Source organism: Streptomyces sp. NPDC093149 (assembly GCF_044754145.1).
GTDB lineage: Bacteria > Actinomycetota > Actinomycetes > Streptomycetales > Streptomycetaceae > Streptomyces.
Map to the genome: position 1 here is coordinate 11,728 of NZ_JBIVON010000007.1, position 18,710 is coordinate 30,437.

The following is an 18,710-nucleotide window of genomic DNA, read 5'->3' on the forward strand; positions in this document are numbered from 1 at the left end:
TCCGCCGACGACGGGTGGTGGCACGACTCCTCCGACGACGGGTGGTGGCACGACTCCGCCGACGACGGGTGGTGGCACGACTCCTCCGACGACGGGTGGTGGCACGACTCCTCCGACGACGGGTGGTGGCACGACTCCTCCGACGACGGGTGGTGGCACGACTCCTCCGACGACGGGTGGTGGCACGACTCCTCCGACGACGGGTGGCGGGACGACTCCTCCGACGACGGGTGGCGGGACCACTGCGCCGACGACGGGTGGCGGGACCACTGCGCCGACGACCGGTGGCGGGACGACCACCCCGACCACGACGGGAGCCATGTGATCCGGCACCGGGCCTTGCGAGCAACGAGTGACAGTGCAGGCTCAGCCACTCCCTCGTGGTGTCCTGCGCCCGACAGTTGATCGCCGGCCTCGATCGTTCATGAGCCCTCATCGCTTCTCGATGAGGGCTCATGAACCTGTGTGGTGCCGCCGCCCCGGAGCCACCTCGACGTTGCGCCTCACCTGGCGCATCCCCGAGCCGCCGACGGCGCGGCCTCCTTCGCCTCTCGTGCGGGCTCTCACGGCGAAGGCCGCCACCCCGCGGAGGGATGGCGGCCTTCGTGGAGAATCGGCCCCTCAGAGGTCGAAGTACAGCTCGAACTCGTGCGGGTGCGGGCGCAGCTGGATCGGGGCGATCTCGTTGGTGCGCTTGTAGTCGATCCACGTCTCGATCAGGTCGGAGGTGAAGACACCACCGGCCTGCAGGTACTCGTTGTCCGCCTCCAGCGCCTCCAGAACGGCCGGGAGGGACGTCGGGACCTGCTGGACGTTCGCGTGCTCCTCGGGAGCCAGCTCGTAGAGGTCCTTGTCGATCGGCTCGGCGGGCTCGATCTTGTTCTTGATGCCGTCGAGGCCCGCCATCAGCAGGGCGGAGAAGGCGAGGTACGGGTTCGACGACGGGTCCGGGGCGCGGAACTCGACGCGCTTGGCCTTCGGGTTGGAGCCCGTGATCGGGATACGCATCGCGGCGGAGCGGTTGCGCTGCGAGTACACCATGTTGACCGGGGCCTCGAAGCCGGGGACCAGTCGGTGGTACGAGTTCACCGTCGGGTTGGTGAAGGCCAGCAGCGACGGTGCGTGCTTGAGGATGCCGCCGATGTAGTAGCGGGCGATGTCCGAGAGCCCCGCGTAACCCTGCTCGTCGTAGAAGAGGGGGTTGCCGCCGGCCCACAGGGACTGGTGGACGTGCATGCCCGAGCCGTTGTCGCCGAAGATCGGCTTCGGCATGAAGGTCGCGGTCTTGCCGTTGCGCCAGGCGACGTTCTTCACGATGTACTTGAAGAGCATCAGGTCGTCGGCCGCGGCGAGCAGCGTGTTGAACTTGTAGTTGATCTCGGCCTGGCCGGCGGTGCCGACCTCGTGGTGCTGGCGCTCGATCTGGAGTCCGCTCCGCTCCAGCTCCAGGGACATCTCGGCGCGCAGGTCGGCGAAGTGGTCGACCGGCGGGACCGGGAAGTAGCCGCCCTTGTAACGGACCTTGTACCCACGGTTGTTCTCGACCGCGCCGGTGTTCCAGGCGCCGGCCTCGGAGTCGATGTGGTAGAAGCTCTCGTTCGCCGACGTCTGGAAACGGACGTTGTCGAAGACGTAGAACTCGGCCTCGGGGCCGAAGTACGCGGTGTCGGCGATGCCGGTGGAGGCGAGGTACGCCTCGGCCTTCTTGGCCACGTTCCGCGGGTCACGGCTGTACTGCTCGCCGGTGATCGGGTCGTGGATGAAGAAGTTGATGTTGATGGTCTTGTCGCGGCGGAAGGGGTCGACACGGGCGGTCGACAGGTCTGCGCGCAGTGCCATGTCGGACTCGTGGATGGCCTGGAAGCCGCGGATCGACGAGCCGTCGAAGGCAAGCTCGTCGGCCGGGTCGAAGGTCGCCGCCGGGACGGTGACGTGCTGCATCACACCGGGCAGGTCACAGAACCGGACATCGATGAACTTGACGTCTTCGTCGGCGATGAACTTCTTCGCGTCGTCGGCGTTCTGGAACATCCAACTCCTCCTACTCCCGGCCCGGGAGGGACGGGGTTGCAGCTCGTGGTGCGGCCAGTGCGGTGGCACACGCTGGACCCGACCATAGGCAGACCGGATTTCTCAAGCATGACCCATTTGTTTCGCAGAAGTTAACCGAGGCGGGTGTGAGCGACACCTCGTGGCCGACTCCGGGCCCCTCCCGAGGGGCGGCGCGGCGGCCCTCGGGAGGGGCCCGCCCGGGGGGCGGCACGGGCGGGCGCAGTACCGTGGTCGGGTGGACAACAGGCAAGCAATCGGATCGTGGCTCTCAGGGCCGCGCGCGGCCGCCGAGGAAATGGGGGCCGACTTCGGCTACCGGGGCAAGCGGCTCGGTCTGCCCGAGCACGGCCCGGGATCCGTGGCGCCGCTCGGCCGGCGCTTCGGCGCGGTCTTCATCGACTGGGCCCTGTGCCTGGTGATCGCATACGGGCTGCTCGCTCGCGGTGACCAGCAGGCGGCCGGAAACTGGGCGCTCGGCGTCTTTCTCGTACTGAGTGTGCTCACCGTCGGCACCATCGGCTGCACGCCGGGCAAGCGCCTCCTGGGCATCAGGGTCGTCGCCGAGAGCGGCGGCCGGCTCACCTTCGGCCGAGTGATCGTCCGGAGCGTGCTGCTGTGCATCGTGATCCCGGCCCTGGTCTGGGACCGCGACGGCCGCGGCCTGCACGACCGGCTGGCCCGCGCGGTTCAGGTCCGTATCTGAGCCACTGAGCCGAGGACGTACGGCCGAGGAAGCGGACGCCGAGGACGGAACAGGGAAGGGGGCGGGGGGGGGGGCCGGGGGGGGGGGGGCCCCCCCCCCGCCCCCCCCCCGCGGGCGGGGGGGGGGGGGGCCCGCCGCCCCCGGGCGCGGGCCCGGGGGCCGCCCCCCGCCCCGGGGGGGGGGGGGGGGGCCCCCCGGGGGGGGGCCCCCCCCCCGCCCCCTTCCCACGTGCAGCGGCCGTGTGCGGGAACAGCAGGTACGACGGAGGTGTCAGCGCATCTTCCCGCCGCGCGGCATCCGCGTGCCCTTCGGCATCGGGCCCTTGGGCAGCGGCATGTTGCTCATCAGGTCGCCCATCGCGCGCAGCCGGTCGTTGGCGGCCGTCACCTGCGGGCCGGTCAGTACGCGCGGCAGCTTCAGCATCTTGGTGCGCACCTTCTTGAGCGGCACCTGGCCCTCGTCGTTGCCGACGATGATGTCGTGCACCGGTACGTCGACCAGGATGCGCGCCATCTTCTTCTTCTCGGCCGCGAGCAGCTGCTTCACCCGGTTCGGGTTGCCCTCGCCGACCAGCACGATGCCCGCCTTGCCCACGGCGCGGTGGACGACGTCCTGGCTGCGGTTCATCGCGACCGCGGGTGTCGTGGTCCAGCCACGGCCGACCCGGTCCAGCACCGCGGCCGCAGCGCCCGGCTGTCCTTCCATCTGCCCGAAGGCCGCGCGCTCGGCACGCCGTCCGAAGACGATCGCCATCGCGAGGAGGGCCAGCACGAAGCCCAGGATGCCCAGGTAGACCGGGTGGTCGATCAGGAAACCGACCGCGAGAAGGACACCGAAGGTGACGATTCCCACACCCGCGACGACAAGACCGATCTTGGAGTCGGTCCGCCGGGTCATCTTGTAGGTCAGGGCGATCTGCTTGAGCCGCCCCGCGTTCTCGGCGCTGTCCGCGCCTTCAGTGTTTGCCTTCCTCGCCATGTACAGAAGTTTACGTGGCTCAAGAACGGTGGTCGGCCGCGGCCTCCAGTACGTACTCGGTCTCGACCCGGTCCTTGGCCCGGCGCCGGTCCTCCAGGACGGCGGTCCAGGCATTACGGCGAGCGGTGCGCTGGCCGCTGCTCAGCAGCAGCGACTCGACGGCACGGAGAGCATCGGTGACGGAAGGGATGGCGGTGGCGCGTACCGGCACGGCCTGCATCGTGGAAATCTCCTCGGAGCGGATGTGCGGACTGAGTGGCATGGACTCAGCTGCCCGGGTTGAGCTACCCGGGACTGCGTTGCGCGAAGTGGGTGGCGTGCGTCGGATGCGGGAAGCGGCGGTGGCAGCGGCCTGTGGGACCACTGCACCTGAGCATCCAGCGTCACTGCCCGGTGTTACCAGCGCATGACCGGTCGGTCAAACACCAATGAAACCTTGATCCGGGCTCGGCGCACGTCGACGCGGCCCATACGCGCTTCCGACCTGCGGAGAGCGTACGGGCCGCGTCGAATCAGCTATTACCGAGCGGTAGCCTCTTGTGCTCGGATTCACACGGCGGGCGTCGCCACGACGGCGCCGCGACGCTCGATCGCCTGCTGGAAGAGACGGCCCGCGCGGTAGGAGGAACGGACCAGCGGCCCGGACATCACGCCGGAGTAGCCGATCTCGTCGGCCTCCTCCTTCAGCTCGACGAACTCCTGCGGCTTCACCCAGCGCTCGACCGGGTGGTGACGCACGGACGGCCGCAGATACTGCGTGATCGTGATCAGCTCGCAACCCGCGTCGTACAGGTCCTGGAGCGCCTCGCTGACCTCCTCACGGGTCTCGCCCATGCCGAGGATCAGGTTGGACTTGGTCACCAGACCGGCCTCGCGGGCCCGCGTGATGACCTCCAGGGAACGCTCGTAACGGAAGCCGGGGCGGATCCGCTTGAAGATCCGCGGCACCGTCTCGACGTTGTGCGCGAGCACCTCGGGGCGGGCGGAGAAGACCTCGGCGAGCTGCTCGGGAACCGCGTTGAAGTCGGGGATCAGCAGCTCGACCTTGGTGCGTCCGGCCTCTCGCTCCGCGGTCAGCGCATGGATCTGGCGCACCGTCTCCGCGTAGAGCCACGCGCCGCCGTCCTCCAGGTCGTCGCGTGCGACGCCGGTGATGGTGGCGTAGTTCAGGTCCATCGTGACCACGGACTCGCCGACCCTGCGGGGCTCGTCCCGGTCCAGCGCCTGCGGCTTGCCCGTGTCGATCTGGCAGAAGTCGCAACGCCGGGTGCACTGGTCGCCACCGATGAGGAACGTGGCCTCGCGGTCCTCCCAGCACTCGAAGATGTTGGGGCAGCCGGCCTCCTGGCACACCGTGTGCAGACCCTCGCTCTTCACGAGCTTCTGCAGCTGGTTGTACTCGGGGCCCATCTTCGCCCGGGTTTTGATCCACTCGGGCTTGCGCTCGATGGGGGTCTGGCTGTTCCGGACCTCAAGGCGCAGCATCTTGCGCCCGTCGGGTGCGACAGCGGACACTCCGGCACTCCCCTTTGCTTTCACTGCATTGGATTCTTCGGCGAACACCAGGGTACGCCCGTGGTTCAAACGGCCTTACGTCCGGCCAACCTGTGGCCGGCAGGGCCTATTCCCGCATGGTCCGAACGGGACGTCCTGGGGCTGTCATGCCGTGGCCGCGGCATCCGTCGGGCGTTCGATGGTGCGCGGGGCGAGTTGCGCGTTCTCCAGGACGTCCTTGAGGTGCTTCTCGACGACCGGGAGCACCTCCTCGATTCCGATGTCGCGGCCCAGCTCGTACGCGAGCGACGTGACGCCCGCGTCCCGGATCCCGCACGGCACGATGCGGTCGAACCAGGTGTTGTCCGGGTTCACGTTGAACGAGAAGCCGTGCATGGTCACGCCCTTCGCGACCCGGATGCCGATCGCGGCCAGCTTGCGGTCCTCGCGCCGCTGGCCGGCGTTGGACGGGGCGTACTCCGGGCCGTTCAGCCGCGCGTCGAACTCCTCGTCGTGCAGCCGCGGATCGAAGTCGAGGGAGAGGCCGCCGATCGCCGGACGCTCCTCGACCGGGTCGCCGAGCACCCAGACCCCGCTGCGGCCCTCGACCCGGGAGGTCTCCAGGCCGAATTCGGCGGCGGTGCGGATCAGGGCGTCCTCCAGCCGGCGGACGTGCGCGACGACATCGACCGGGCGGGGCAGCTTCTGGATCGGGTAGCCGACCAGCTGCCCGGGACCGTGCCAGGTGATCTTTCCGCCGCGGTCCACATCGATGACCGGGGTGCCGTCCAGCGGGCGCTCACTGTCGGTCGTGCGCCGCCCCGCCGTGTAGACGGGCGGGTGTTCCAGCAGCAGACAGGTGTCGGGGACGGCGTCCTCGAATCTGGCCGCGTGCACCTCGCGCTGCTTCTGCCAGGCCTCCTGGTAGTCGACGGCTTCCACGCCGAATCCCAGCCGGACGAACCGAAGCTCGCTCACGACAGCTGCCTCCCTACTCGCGGTGACTGGAGCCGGGGTGCCCGGAGCCACGCCACCCTGCACTCAATCGGCCCCAAGCCACTGTACGACCGGTCACCGAACGGCGGCCCAGCAGGTCGATCCCGTCAGTACCACCACCCAATCCTCACACGATCGGATGAAAGTGAAGCGATGGTGGCTTTGACCGCCGCAGAGGCCGCTAAATTCGCGCCGTTCCATTAGGGCCGCCCGCCCGGCCCCGAAGGCAGGAGACCGTACAGCTGATGTCGGAACGACCTCCGCAGCGCACCCCGAACCGCCGACTCGCCTCGCTCATCACCGAGGCCGGTTTCTCCCATGCCGGTCTCGCCCGAAGAGTGGACCAACTCGGCCTGGAACACGGTCTCGACCTGCGGTACGACAAGACCTCCGTGACCCGTTGGCTGCGCGGTCAGCAGCCGCGCGGGACCACGCCCGCGCTGATCGCCGAGGTCTTCACCCGGCGCCTCGGACGCCGCCTCTCCGCGCAGGACCTGGGCCTCGACGCGTGCGCTCCCGTCTACGCGGGGCTGGAGTTCGCGGCCACGCCCGCCGAGGCGGTCGACATCGTCAGCGGTCTGTGGCGGAAGGACTCGGGCAGCCATGCGGAGCTGCGCAAGATCGCCTTCACCCCGGCCGGACTCGTCGTACCCAGCAGGGACTGGCTGATCGGCCGGGCCGACGAGTGGGTGGGAAGGGGAAGCGCGTCCTCGCCGCCGGTGCCGGACGGGGCGGACGGTGCCCGTGCGGCCGGGGGGCCGGGCAGGACCATCGGGGCCTCCGGGATCGCGGGGACTGCCGAGATGGGCGCTCCGAGGCGGGCCGGCGGCCCCGGCGGGACGCGCGGGGCGCCGGGGTTGCACGGGGCGTACGGTTCGCACTGGCCCGGCGGCGGGCACGGCGGGACGGGGACCGCGGCGGCCGGCGCCGGTGGCCGCAACGCCGCGGCCCGCGGGCCCGTGCCGTCCCGGCCCTCCGGACCGTCCGCCCCACCCGGATCCCCCGCCCCTTCGGCAGGCCCCCTCTCCCCGGGAGCCGGGCTGCCGGGTGCCCCCGGAGTCCCCCGGCAGCGGCAGTCCGACCGGGGACCCGGCCAGCGGGTCAGCGGCGGCGACGTCGCCGCACTGCGTTCGGTCGGGGAGCTCTTCCGCACCCTCGACAACGCCTACGGCGGCGGCCACGCCCGGCAGGCCCTCGTCCGGTACCTGGAGCACGAGACGGAACCGATGCTGCGCGGGACGTACGGGGAGGCCACGGGGCGCCGGCTCTTCTCCGCCGCCGCCGAGCTGACCCGGCTGGCGGGCTGGACGTCGTACGACATCGCGGCCCACGGCCTGGCCCAGCGCTACTTCGTCCAGGCCCTGCGGCTCGCCCAGGCCGCCGGTGACCGCGCGTACGGCAGCTACGTCCTGGTCACCATGAGCCGGCAGGCGGTCTATCTCGGGCACGGCAGGGAGGCCGTACAGCTGGCGCGCGTCGCTCAGCAGGGCATCGGTTCGTCGGCGCCGCCCGTCGTCCAGGCGCTGCTGCACGCCGTCGAGGCGCGCGGGCACGGAGTGCTCGGCGAGGCCAGGCCCTGCACCGCCTCGCTGGCGCGGGCGGAACGCGCGCTGGAGAGCGCCCGCGCCGGGGACGAGATGCCGCACTGGGCACGGTATTTCGACGAGGCCCAGCTCGCCGACGAATTCGGACACTGCCACCGGGACCTGCAGCAGTACCGGGCCGCGGCGCAGCACGCGGAGCGCTCCCTCGAACTCCGCGCCCCGGCGTACGCCCGCAGCCGGCTGTTCTGTCGGGTGGTGCTGGCCTGCGCGCGGCTCGGGCTCGGCGAGCTCGACCAGGCGTGTGAGCTCGGCGCCGAGGCCGCGCAGCAGGCGGCGGAGATGCGGTCGGTACGGGCGACGGAGTACGTACGGGACTTCGAGCGCCGCCTTGAGCCGTTCAGGGACGCGGCAGCGGTGCGGGGGTACCGCGAGCGGGTCGCCGCGCTGGGATGAGCCCGGGGCGTCCACCGGACGGGCCCGGCGCCCCGGGGCCGGGCCCTACGCCGCTTCGGGCAGTACCGCCCCGCTTCCGGGCCCTGCACCGCTTCGGGCAGCACCGCCCCGCTTCCGGGCCCTACGCCGCTTCGGGCAGCACCGCCCCGCTTCCGTGTCCCGGCCGTACGCCCAGGTCGGTGAGGATCGCGTCGGCCGCGCGGCGTCCGGAGAACAGGGCGCCCTGGACCGAGCTCGTGTCGCGGTGGTCGCCGCACACGTACAGCCCGGTGAGCAGCCGGACCGGGCGGCGCAGATCGTGCGGGGCCGGCATCGTGGGGACGGCCTCGGGATCGTGGTGGGCGGCCAGCAGCTCCCAGTCGTCCGTAGGAGTGCCGTACAGGGCGGCGAGATGGGAGCGGACCGTGCGGTCCAGGTCGGACGGCGGGGTGCCGAGCACCGTCGAGCTGATCAGGGTCCGGCCGCGCGGGGCGCGCGAGGGGTCGACCGCACTCATCACCGCGGTGTGCGCGACCGGGCCGGAACGGTCGGCGTCCAGCAGCAGCGAGGCGCCGGTCGGCGGGGGAGCGGGGGCGGTGTGGTGAAGGACCGTCACGGGGTGGAAGGACGGCATCCGCAGACCGGGCAGCAGCTCGGTGGCGGCACCCGCGCCGGTCGCCAACAGCAGGGAGCGGCAGCCCAGTTCACCGTGCTCCTTGGTGCGGACCGAGGTGATGTCGGCGGCGGTGACATGCACACCCGTGCGCACGGTGCCGGGCGGCAGGGCGGCGGCGAGCCGCTCGGGCAGCTCGCCCGAGCCGCCCTCGGGCACGCACAGCCTGCCGCGTGCGTAGTCGCGCAGGGCGAGATCGGCGCACCGGCTGGACGTGATGAGGTCCGGGTCGCTGAGAAGCGCGGAGAGCAGGGGGCGCAGAAAGCCGTTGACGGTACGGGAGGTCAGACCGCGGTGCGACAGCGCGGCGAGCGCGGTCTGTTCGGGCCGGGCCAGGATGCGGGTGGCCGGCGTGGCGGCGAGCCGGGTCAGGGCGGCGCCCAGCCTGGCCTGGTCGATCGGCCCGCCCATCGGCGGACGGGGGGCGCTTGCGCGGGCGCGTGCCGCCTTGAATGCGCCCCGCGCGCCCCGCGCATCGCCCGTCCGGTACTGACGGCCCTCGCTGTGGACGAGCACACCCGGCGCGAAGGTGCGCAGTGCGAGACCTTCGAGGGCGGGTATTCGGCGCAGTTCCGGGTACGAGGTGCTGAGCAGCGGGCCGATGTGGTCGAGCCGGAAGCCGTCCACGTCGGCCGTGGTCATCCGGCCGCCGACCCGGGGGCCGGCCTCCAGGACGCTGACACTTACCCCTGCGCTGATCAGTTGGTGAGCGGCTGACAGGCCGGCGATCCCGGCTCCGATGATGACGACGTCCGCGTGATGTGCCGAGCTGAGCACGTGCCCCTCCCCGAGTCGGCGCAACTACTGGGAAGCTCTTGCCCCCAACAGGCCCCCGGAATGCCCGAGTTCGCAAGGAGGCTAGGAGGGCGTCCGGTGCGGGCGCAGTCGCGCGCGGCCGGGGCACCGTTGCACACGGGGTCGCATGTCCGTCCGATTCCTGAGTGGATGTGCGGGCTCCGGCTCCGAGCGGTGCGGTCCCGTGGACGCCGGCGCCGTCCCGGTGCGCTCAGCGCAGCGCCGCGCGGATCGCCGCGTCGATTCCGGGGAAGGCGAACACGAAACCCGAGTCCAGCAGCTTGCCCGGCAGTACCCGCTGGCTCCCCAGCACGTCCTGGGCGAAGTCCCCGAGGGCGATCCGCAGGGCGGGTGCCGGGGCGGTCAGCAGCGTGGGGCGGTGCAGCACCCGCCCCATCGCGGCTGTCACCTCCGCGTTGGTGACGGGGTCGGGGCCGGTCAGATTCACCGGGCCCGACAGCGACTCCGTGTCCAGGATGTGCCGCAGCGCCGCGACCTCGTCGTGCAGCGCGATGAAGCTCCAGTACTGACGTCCGTTGCCCAGCCGCCCGCCGAGCCCCGCGCGGAACAGCGGGAAGAGCCGGCCCCAGGCACCGCCCTCACGGCCGACGACCAGACCGGTGCGCGCGTGCGCGATCCGGACGCCCGCCTCGTGAGCGGCGGCCGTGGCCGCCTCCCACTCCACGCACACGGACGGCAGGAAGCCCTCGCCGGCCGGCGCGCTCTCGTCGACCGCGCGGTCCCCGGTGTCGCCGTAGTAGCCGATGGCCGATCCGGACAACAGCACCTTCGGCGGTACGTCCAGTGAGGCGACGGCCTCGGCGATCGCCGTCGTCCCGAGGACCCGGCTGTCCCGGATCTCCCGCTTGTACGCCGGTGTCCAGCGGTGGTCGCCGACCCCGGCCCCGGCGAGATGGACGACCGCGTCGCAGCCCACCAGGCCCGCCACGTCGACGAACCCGCGCCCGGGATCCCATTCCACCTCGTCGCCGGCCCGGGCCGGACGCCGCACCAGGCGTACGACCTCGTGTCCGTCGGCCCGCAGCGAGCGCACCAGCGCCGCTCCGATGAGTCCGGATGCTCCGGTGACAGCGATACGGGAGTGCAGCATGGGTCCATCCTGCCGCAGCGGCCCCCCGCGCGCCCCGCTCGCCGGGCCGACGGCCTGCCGCGTCGGCGGTCGGCGCCGAGCCGGAAACAGGGCTGACCGGGTGAAGGGCGGCGTGGCACAGTGGCGCGCATGGTTGAGAACCACGCGCACCCGGTCCGCCTCGTCCGCCCCGCCGCTCCGTCCGACGAAGCCGCTCTCGGCGAGCTCGACCGCTCCACCTGGTCGACGCTGCACGCCGTGACACCACGGCCCCAGCCGCCGTACGAACCGTTCTTCGACGACCGGCACAAGCCCGAGGACTTCCTCGTGGCCGAGGCGGAGAACGAGGCGGGCGAGGTGTGCCTCGCCGGGTACACCCGGCTGGTCCCGCCGACCCCGCTGGCCTGTAACACGCACGTCCGGCAGATACAGGGCCTCGCCGTGGCCGACTGGGCGCGCGGGCGCGGTGTCGCCAGGGCCCTGCTGCGGGCGGCGTGCGCGGCGGCGCGCGGCGACGGGGCGAACCGGATGACGCTGCGGGTGCTCGGGCACAACGCACCCGCGCGGGCCCTGTACGAGTCGGAGGGGTTCGTCGTCGAGGGCGTGCTGCCCGGTGAGTTCTTCCTGAACGGGCGTTACGTCGACGACGTCATGATGGGCCGTTCGCTCGCCCCGTGACCCCGCGTTTCCCGCTCAGAGCCTGTCGGGTGACCTCCGACCGGGCGGGCACGCCCCGGCACGCACACTTCCCGCGTTGTCGTCGGTCGCCGGCGCTCCTTCCCCGAGCTCTCAGCTGCGTTCGAGCAGGGGAGGCCCCATCCGACTCTCTCCTCCGCCTTGGAAGCGCACGCACCGGACCGCGCCCGCCATCCGGTCCGAGGCCACCCGACAGACCCTCAGCCCTTGAACAGCCTCATGCCGCCCATGAGTTCATGGAGGCAGCGCACCGCCAGATCGGCAGGTGAGCCGGGCCCGTCGGCCGGCGCCTCCGTCCGTGCCCAGGCCTCCAGTGCGACACGTACCGCGTCCGTGGCGGCGGCTGCGGCGAGCCGGACCTCCAGCGGGTCCGCTCCGTCGCCCGCCAGCCGGGCCAGCACCGGCAGCAGTCGTTCCTCCGAATCCTGATTGACCCGGTACCAGACGGCACGCAGCGCCGGGTCCTCCACCGCCGCCCGCAGCAGCCCGCGCGTCCAGCCGAGCTGCTCGGCGGCGTGTGCGTCGGGTACCCGCAGTGCCTCGGTGACCGCCTGCTCCAGGACCTCGGCGAGTGCCTCCCCCGGCTCGGCCGCCTCCAGCAGCGCCCGCCAGCGCTCGGCACCGCCGGAGAGCAGCGGGCCCACCGCGTCCTGCTTGGAGCGGAAGTACCGGTAGAAGGTGCGCAGCGCGACGCCCGCCCGGTGCGCGATGTCCTCCGCCGTGGTGCCGTCGGGGCCGCGCTCGGCGAAGAGCGCGGCGGCGGCGCGCGCGATGTCCAGCTGGGTCGCGGCCTTGCGGCGCTCAGTGAGGGACGGCTGACTCGGCTTGGGGCTCATTCCCAGGAGATTACCTCGGCAAGGAAGAAGCATGCGTGAAATGCCGTCGTGGCAAAACGTGCCAGACAGGCGTACGGTGGACATCGATCGAGACGCTATCGAGACAGCCCCGGGGCAGCAGTCACCGGGATCGGGAGAGAACAGACATGAACCGCTATGAAGGTCGCCGTGCACTCATCACCGGTGGTGGCTCCGGCATCGGACAGGCCACCGTCCACCGCGTCCTCGCCGAGGGCGGCCGTGTCGTCGCGGCCGACGTCAACGAGGCCGGGCTGAAGGCCACCCATGAGACGGCCGTGGCGAACGGTGTGGCCGACCGCCTCACCACCCTCGTCCTCGACATCTCGGACGAGGCGGCGGTCCAGGCGGGTGTCGCCTCCGCCGTGGCCACCCTCGGGGGCCTGGACGTACTGGTCAACGCGGCCGGAATCCTGCGCTCCGAGCACACGCACAAGACGTCGCTGGAGTTCTTCAACAAGATCCTCGCGGTCAACCTGACGGGTACGTTCCTGATGATCCGTGAGGCGATACCGGCCCTGCTCGCGGGCGACCAGCCGGTCGTGGTGAACTTCTCCTCCACTTCGGCGAGCTTCGCGCACCCCTACATGGCGGCGTACGCGGCGAGCAAGGGCGGCATCCAGTCGATGACGCACGCGCTGGCGAGCGAGTACAGCAAGCAGGGGCTGCGAGTCGTCGCCGTCGCGCCCGGCTCGATCTCCTCCGACATGACCAGCGGCAACGGCCCGGGGCTGCCCGCCGATGCCGACATGTCGCTCTTCATGAAGCTGGCGCCGGCCCTCGGGGAGGGCTTCGCCAGCCCGGACACCGTCGCGGGCGTCGTCGCGATGCTCGGATCGCAGGACGGGGCGTTCATCACGGGTACGGAGATCCGGATCGACGGCGGAACCCACTTCTGACCGGGCGGCAGGGCCCCGGACTCGGTCAGCCGGCCCCGAACCGCGCCCAGAGCGCGGGAAAGCGTTCCGCCAGGACCGCCTCGTCCTCCAGATCGAAGGGCGTGCCCTCCGGCTCGGCGGTCTGGGGCGGCAGACCGAGGTCCGGGGTGACCACGCCGGTGAGCTGTTCGTACGCCTCGTCGGCGGCGTAGCCGAGATCCTCGGCGTCCCCGTCGATCTCCTCGTCGAAGTCGTCGAGGAGTTCGGCGAGGCCGTCCGGGTCGTGCACGGCGCCCTCGAAGACCTCCCGGCCCTGTCCGATCAGCCAGCAGCGGAAGAAGTCGAAGGCGTCGTCGCTCGCGCCGCCGAGCAGCACGGCGGCGGCCCCCCACAGCTCCCAGCGGTAGGCGCGGTGGTAACGGGCCTCGAAGTGCCTGGCGAAATCCAGCACGGCTTCGGGATCGAGCCGGATCAGCCGTTCGACGAGCAGGTCGGCCTGGTCCTCGGGGTCGCCCTCGGCGGCCTCGCGGGTGCTGTCGACGATCTCCCAGAACTCCGTCTCGTCCATCACGGGTCAAGCATCGGTCCTGGCGACGGACGATGCACGCGGACGCGGCGGGAAGAAGTCCTCAGTGATAGAGGTCGCGCAGGCGTTCGGCGGCCTCGCGGAGACGGTCCCGCAGAGCGGCCGGTTCGACGACTTCCAACTCGGGCCCCAGGCCCAGCAGTTGGCTGTACGCGATATCGAGGGACTCGACCGGCAGGACGGCCGTGAGCCACCCCTGCGCATCGGGTGGACCGGCCGCGTCCAGCGCTTCGCGGACCGCCGAACGGTCCAGGGCGTACGGCAGTCGGCGTACACCCTCCTGCGACACCCGTACCGTCACCTCGGTACGCAGGAGAGAGCGGGCGAACTGGGCGGCCCGCTCGTCCCAGAAGCCCCGCAGATCGAACTGCTCGTCACGGGCGAACCGCTCGTCGGACACCGCGGCGGCCGAGAACCGGTCGATCCGGTACACCCGGAAGTCGTCGGCCACGCGGGCGCAGAGGTACCAGACCCCGGCCTTCAGCACGAGCCCGTACGGGGCCAGCTCGCGCTCCACCTCGTGGTCCCGGCCGCTGCGGCGGTAGCGGGCGTGGACGATCCGGTCGTCCCAGACCGCCTCCGCGACGGCGGGCAGCAGTTCCGGGGTGACCGGCTCCTGGTACCAGCCGGGAGCGTCCAGGTGGAAGCGCCGGGCGGCACTGTCCGAGGCGCCGCGCAGGGACGGGAGCAGGGCCGCCGACACCTTGAGCCGGGCGGCGGACGCGGCGTCCTCCAGGCCCATCTCGCGCAGCGCGGACGGCAGTCCGGACAGGAAGAGCGCCTCGGCCTCGTCGCGGGCGAGTCCGGTCAGCCGTGTGCGGTACCCCCCGACGAGCCGATATCCCCCGGCCCGGCCCCGGTCCGCGTACACCGGTACGCCCGCTTCGGAGAGTGCCTGCGCGTCCCGGGTGACGGTCCGCTCGGACACCTCCAGCTCCTGCGCGAGCTCGGCGGCGGTCATGGCGGGGCGGGACTGCAGGAGCAGCACCATTTTGATGAGACGGGCAGCACGCATGGGGCCATTGTGGCCGTGGTGAGCGGGGTCGTGAGCCGTGTCCCCGTCACATGGCGGCCCCGGTCGTCTGCCGAGCGCGAGAACGTCCCCGACCGCCGGGCGGGCTCGGCCTTCGAGCCCGCCCGGCGGCCGGGGACGGAGCGGCGGACGGGCGTCCCCGGCCGCCTTCGCGCGTCAGAGCCCGTAGCGCTCCCGGGCCTCCTTGACCGCGGACGCGGTCACCTCGCCGCGGCGGGCCAGCTGGGCCAGGGCCGCGACCGTGATCGACTGGGCGTCGACGCCGAAGTGGCGGCGGGCCGCGTCGCGGGTGTCGGAGAGGCCGAAGCCGTCCGTGCCGAGCGAGGACCAGTCCTGCTCCACCCACTGGCTGATCTGGTCCGGGACCTGGCGCATCCAGTCGCTGACCGCGAGGACCGGTCCCGGCGCACCCTCCAGCGCCCGGGTCACGTACGGCACCCGCTGCTCACCGCGGAGCAGCGCCTCGTCGCACTCCAGCGCCTCGCGGCGCAGCTCGCCCCACGAGGTGGCGGACCAGACGTCGGCCGTGACACCCCAGTCCGCGGCCAGCAGCTCCTGCGCCTCCAGGGCCCAGTGGATCGCCGTACCGGAGGCCAGCAGCTGGACGCGCGGCGCCTCCGCCGTCGCGGGCGTGCCCTCCTTGAAGCGGTAGAGGCCCTTGACGATGCCCTCTTCGACGCCTTCCGGCATCGCAGGCTGCGGCTTCGGCTCGTTGTAGACCGTCAGGTAGTAGAAGACGTCCTCGGCCTCGGGGCCGTACATCCGGCGCAGACCGTCCTTGACGATCACCGCGATCTCGTACGCGAACGCCGGGTCGTAGTTGAGCGCGGCCGGGTTCGTCGAGGCGATCAGGTGGGAGTGGCCGTCCGCGTGCTGCAGACCCTCGCCCGTCAGCGTCGTACGGCCCGCGGTGGCGCCGACCACGAAGCCGCGGCCGAGCTGGTCGCCGAGCTGCCAGAACTGGTCGCCCGTGCGCTGCCAGCCGAACATCGAGTAGAAGATGTAGAAGGGGATCATCGGCTCGCCGTGCGTCGCGTACGACGTGGACGCGGCGATGAAGTCGGCCATGGCGCCGGCCTCGGTGATGCCCTCGTTGAGGACCTGGCCGTCCTTGGCTTCCTTGTAGTACATCAGCTGGTCGCGGTCGACCGGGTCGTACGTCTGTCCCAGCGGCGAGTAGATGCCGGCCGACGGGAACAGCGCCTCCATGCCGAAGGTGCGCGCCTCGTCGGGGACGATCGGAACCCAGCGCCTGCCGGTCTCCTTGTCCCGCATCAGGTCCTTGGCCAGGCGTACGAACGCCATCGTGGTGGCCAGCTCCTGCTTGCCGGAGCCCTTCTTCAGCGCGGCGAACGCACGTTCGTCGGGTTCCGGCAGCGCCACCGCGTGGACCCGGCGGGCCGGGGCGGGACCGCCGAGGGCGGCACGGCGCTCCTGGAGGTAGCGGACCTCGGGGGAGTCGGCGCCCGGGTGACCGTACGGCACCAGGCCCTCGTCGAGCTTCGAGTCCGGGATCGGCAGCTCCAGCAGGTCCCGCATGGCGCGGAACTCCTTGCCGGAGAGCTTCTTCATCTGGTGGTTGGCGTTGCGCGACTCGAAGCCGGGGCCGAGCGTGTAGCCCTTCACCGTCTGGGCGAGGATCACGGTCGGCGCGCCCTTGTGCTCGACGGCCGCCTTGTACGCCGCGTACACCTTGCGGGCCTCGTGGCCGCCGCGCGAGGTGTGGAAGCACTCGGCGATCTTCGCGTCGGTGAGCAGCTTCGCCAGCTCGGCGAGCGCGGGCTCGGCGCCGAAGAAGTGCTCGCGGATGTACGCGACGTCGCGGGTGGCGTACGTCTGGAACTGCGCGTCCGGGACCTCCCGGAGCCGGCGGACCAGCGCACCGGTGGTGTCCAGCTGGAACAGCTCGTCCCAGGCGTTGCCCCAGAGCGTCTTGACGACGTTCCAGCCGGCACCGCGGAACGCGCCCTCCAGCTCCTGGACCACGCGGAAGTTGGCGCGGACCGGGCCGTCGAGCCGCTGCAGGTTGCAGTTGATGACGAAGGTCAGGTTGTCGAGCCGCTCACGCGCCGCGAGGGCGAGGGCCGCCGTCGACTCGGGCTCGTCCATCTCGCCGTCGCCGAGGAAGGCCCAGACGTGCGAGTTCGACGTGTCCTTGATGTTGCGGTTGGCCAGGTAACGGTTGAAGCGCGCCTGGTAGATCGCCGAGAGCGGGCCGAGGCCCATCGACACGGTGGGGAACTCCCACAGCCAGGGCAGCCGCCGCGGGTGCGGGTAGGACGGCAGACCGTCGCCGCCCGCCTCCTGGCGGAAGTTGTCGAGCTGCTGCTCGCTGAGCCGGCCGTCGAGGAAGGCGCGGGCGTAGATGCCGGGGGAGGCGTGACCCTGGACGTAGAGCTGGTCGCCGGAGCCGTCCCCCTCCTTGCCGCGGAAGAAGTGGTTGAAGCCGGTCTCGTACAGCCAGGCCGCCGAGGCGAAGGTGGCGATGTGGCCGCCGACGCCGAGCCGGGAGCCGCGGGTGACCATCGCGGCCGCGTTCCAGCGGTTCCAGGCGGTGATCCGGGACTCCATCTCCAGGTCGCCGTCGAACGCGGGCTCGGCGGCGGTCGGGATGGAGTTGACGTAATCGGTCTCCAGCAGCTTGGGCAGCGCGAGACCGGCGCCCTCGGCGTGCTGGAGCGAGCGACGCATCAGGTACGCGGCGCGGTGCGGGCCCGCGGCCTTGGTGACGGCATCCAGGGAGGCCGCCCATTCGGCGGTCTCCTCGGGGTCGCGGTCCGGGAGCTGGTCGAGCTCGCTCGGAAGCTTTCCTACGGGGTCGGTCATGATCGCCGCCTTCCGGAGTGGAGGGGGGTGGAGAAAGGCCCTGACTGGCAGGACAGGGCGATGGGGCCGGTGGGCCCGCGGACTGAACTGTAAGCGGTCGATCGATGATCGATCAAAGGATGAACGGCAAAACTTCTCGATATGAAGAAAAGTGGCATTCGGTGCCGCGGGACGGGGCACGGAGTGACGGGATTTTGCTGGCAAAAGGGGTGCTCACCTGCACGGGCGAGCACCCCGCGCGACAGATGCGCCGACTCCTCGGCCGCGCCCCTCGGAGCCTGTCGGGTGATCTCCGACCACCATCCCGGCGCCTGGGAATCGCACGCACCGCACCGCGTCCGCTCTCCGGTCGAAGGCCGCCCGACAGGCTCTCAGGCGCGCGGCGCACAGCCGAGCACATGCGCCTTGACCAGCACCCCGATGTCCGGATCCTTGCGCAGGAACGCCTCGATGAGCGCCTCGTGCTCCTCCGCGTACGACTTCTGCACGGTGCCCAGCCACCGGATCGACAGGGCGGTGAACACCTCGATGCCCAGCCCCTCCCAGGTGTGCAGCAGCACGGCGTTCCCGGCGGCCCGCACCATCTCGCGGTGGAATCCCACGGTGTGCCGGACCTGCGCCTCGCCGTCGGCCAGCCGGTCCGCCTCGTAGAGTGCCGCCACGTGCGGTGCGAGGCGCGAGCAGTCCTCGCCGAGGGCCGGAGCCGCCAGTTCCGCCGCGATCTGCTCCAGGCCGGCCCGTACCGGATAGCTCTCCTCCAGGTCGGCCGCCGTGAGATTGCGGACCCGTACGCCCTTGTTGGGCGCCGACTCGATCAGCCGGAGCGTCTCCAGCTCCCGCAGGGCCTCGCGCACGGGCGTCTGGCTGACCTCCAGCTCGGTGGCGATCCGGCGCTCCACGATCCGCTCACCGGGCTTCCAGCGCCCGCTGACGATCCCGTCCACGATGTGCTCGCGGATCTGTTCGCGCAGCGAGTGGACGACGGGCGGGGTCATGAGGGGCTCCTTCGGGGCAAACCGGTGCTGTCCGCACCATCACGGCTGCCGGGGCGACCGGTGGTGTCTAGACAATACGGCGGCG

Annotated in this window: 17 protein-coding genes; 5 read left to right on the forward strand and 12 right to left on the reverse strand. The window is 71.6% G+C overall.

Going from position 1 to position 18,710, the window contains the following annotated elements; genetic code table 11:
• Positions 1-405, forward strand: a 405-nt coding sequence (locus ACIQCZ_RS21520) for a hypothetical protein (RefSeq protein WP_402284229.1), incomplete at its 5' end; no start/stop codon positions are given.
• A gap of 216 nt (positions 406-621) precedes the next feature.
• Here the strand turns inward: ACIQCZ_RS21520 and glnA are convergent.
• Positions 622-2,031: a type I glutamate--ammonia ligase gene (gene glnA / locus ACIQCZ_RS21525; RefSeq protein WP_351082790.1), complete on the reverse strand. Its 1,410-nt coding sequence runs from the start codon at positions 2,029-2,031 to the stop codon at positions 622-624.
• A 256-nt stretch (positions 2,032-2,287) separates the two neighbouring features.
• On the opposite strand from glnA, the gene ACIQCZ_RS21530 reads away from it, so the two are divergent.
• Positions 2,288-2,755 (forward strand): RDD family protein, encoded by a 468-nt coding sequence (locus ACIQCZ_RS21530; RefSeq protein WP_402284231.1) that lies wholly within the window; start codon positions 2,288-2,290, stop codon positions 2,753-2,755.
• 270 nt (positions 2,756-3,025) lie between these two features.
• Here ACIQCZ_RS21530 and ACIQCZ_RS21535 read toward each other — a convergent pair whose 3' ends face one another.
• The 4 genes from ACIQCZ_RS21535 to lipB all read right to left on the reverse strand — a co-directional run bounded on the left by ACIQCZ_RS21535 (position 3,026) and on the right by lipB (position 6,205).
• Complete coding sequence (locus ACIQCZ_RS21535) at positions 3,026-3,733, reverse strand: DUF4191 domain-containing protein (protein ID WP_402284234.1); 708 nt, start codon at positions 3,731-3,733, stop codon at positions 3,026-3,028.
• Positions 3,734-3,752: 19 nt separating this feature from the next.
• Entirely contained in the window at positions 3,753-3,953 is a 201-nt protein-coding gene (locus ACIQCZ_RS21540; protein WP_114244165.1) for a hypothetical protein, read from the reverse strand.
• 329 nt (positions 3,954-4,282) lie between these two features.
• Positions 4,283-5,248: a lipoyl synthase gene (gene lipA / locus ACIQCZ_RS21545; protein WP_402284235.1), complete on the reverse strand. Its 966-nt coding sequence runs from the start codon at positions 5,246-5,248 to the stop codon at positions 4,283-4,285.
• A 144-nt stretch (positions 5,249-5,392) separates the two neighbouring features.
• Complete coding sequence (gene lipB, locus ACIQCZ_RS21550; RefSeq protein ID WP_351083240.1) at positions 5,393-6,205, reverse strand: lipoyl(octanoyl) transferase LipB; 813 nt, start codon at positions 6,203-6,205, stop codon at positions 5,393-5,395.
• Between the two features lie 263 nt (positions 6,206-6,468).
• On the opposite strand from lipB, the gene ACIQCZ_RS21555 reads away from it, so the two are divergent.
• Positions 6,469-8,220: a regulator gene (locus ACIQCZ_RS21555; protein WP_402284238.1), complete on the forward strand. Its 1,752-nt coding sequence runs from the start codon at positions 6,469-6,471 to the stop codon at positions 8,218-8,220.
• A 121-nt stretch (positions 8,221-8,341) separates the two neighbouring features.
• On the opposite strand, the gene ACIQCZ_RS21560 is transcribed toward ACIQCZ_RS21555, so the two are convergent.
• Positions 8,342-9,649 (reverse strand): FAD-dependent oxidoreductase, encoded by a 1,308-nt coding sequence (locus ACIQCZ_RS21560; protein WP_402284240.1) that lies wholly within the window; start codon positions 9,647-9,649, stop codon positions 8,342-8,344.
• 229 nt (positions 9,650-9,878) lie between these two features.
• Complete coding sequence (locus ACIQCZ_RS21565; RefSeq protein ID WP_402284243.1) at positions 9,879-10,778, reverse strand: TIGR01777 family oxidoreductase; 900 nt, start codon at positions 10,776-10,778, stop codon at positions 9,879-9,881.
• 129 nt (positions 10,779-10,907) lie between these two features.
• On the opposite strand from ACIQCZ_RS21565, the gene ACIQCZ_RS21570 reads away from it, so the two are divergent.
• Positions 10,908-11,435: a GNAT family N-acetyltransferase gene (locus ACIQCZ_RS21570; RefSeq protein WP_402284245.1), complete on the forward strand. Its 528-nt coding sequence runs from the start codon at positions 10,908-10,910 to the stop codon at positions 11,433-11,435.
• Positions 11,436-11,653: 218 nt separating this feature from the next.
• Here the strand turns inward: ACIQCZ_RS21570 and ACIQCZ_RS21575 are convergent, their stop codons facing one another.
• Entirely contained in the window at positions 11,654-12,289 is a 636-nt protein-coding gene (locus ACIQCZ_RS21575) for a TetR/AcrR family transcriptional regulator (RefSeq protein WP_376285593.1), read from the reverse strand.
• 146 nt (positions 12,290-12,435) lie between these two features.
• Here ACIQCZ_RS21575 and ACIQCZ_RS21580 point away from each other — a divergent pair, with 146 nt between their 5' ends.
• A complete protein-coding gene (locus ACIQCZ_RS21580; RefSeq protein ID WP_402284247.1) occupies positions 12,436-13,206 on the forward strand; it encodes an SDR family NAD(P)-dependent oxidoreductase in 771 nt (256 codons plus the stop codon).
• Positions 13,207-13,231: 25 nt separating this feature from the next.
• Here the strand turns inward: ACIQCZ_RS21580 and ACIQCZ_RS21585 are convergent, their stop codons facing one another.
• From ACIQCZ_RS21585 to ACIQCZ_RS21600, 4 genes are all read right to left on the reverse strand, one after another.
• The gene (locus ACIQCZ_RS21585; RefSeq protein ID WP_402284671.1) at positions 13,232-13,753 is read right to left on the reverse strand and encodes a DUF4240 domain-containing protein; all 522 of its coding nucleotides are present in this window, start codon (positions 13,751-13,753) and stop codon (positions 13,232-13,234) included.
• Positions 13,754-13,814: 61 nt separating this feature from the next.
• Positions 13,815-14,786, reverse strand: a complete 972-nt coding sequence (locus tag ACIQCZ_RS21590; RefSeq protein WP_402284248.1) for a helix-turn-helix transcriptional regulator — start codon at positions 14,784-14,786, stop codon at positions 13,815-13,817.
• 174 nt (positions 14,787-14,960) lie between these two features.
• Complete coding sequence (gene aceE / locus ACIQCZ_RS21595; RefSeq protein ID WP_376477905.1) at positions 14,961-17,630, reverse strand: pyruvate dehydrogenase (acetyl-transferring), homodimeric type; 2,670 nt, start codon at positions 17,628-17,630, stop codon at positions 14,961-14,963.
• 371 nt (positions 17,631-18,001) lie between these two features.
• Positions 18,002-18,625, reverse strand: a complete 624-nt coding sequence (locus ACIQCZ_RS21600; protein WP_351083259.1) for a GntR family transcriptional regulator — start codon at positions 18,623-18,625, stop codon at positions 18,002-18,004.
• Positions 18,626-18,710 lie beyond the last annotated feature (85 nt).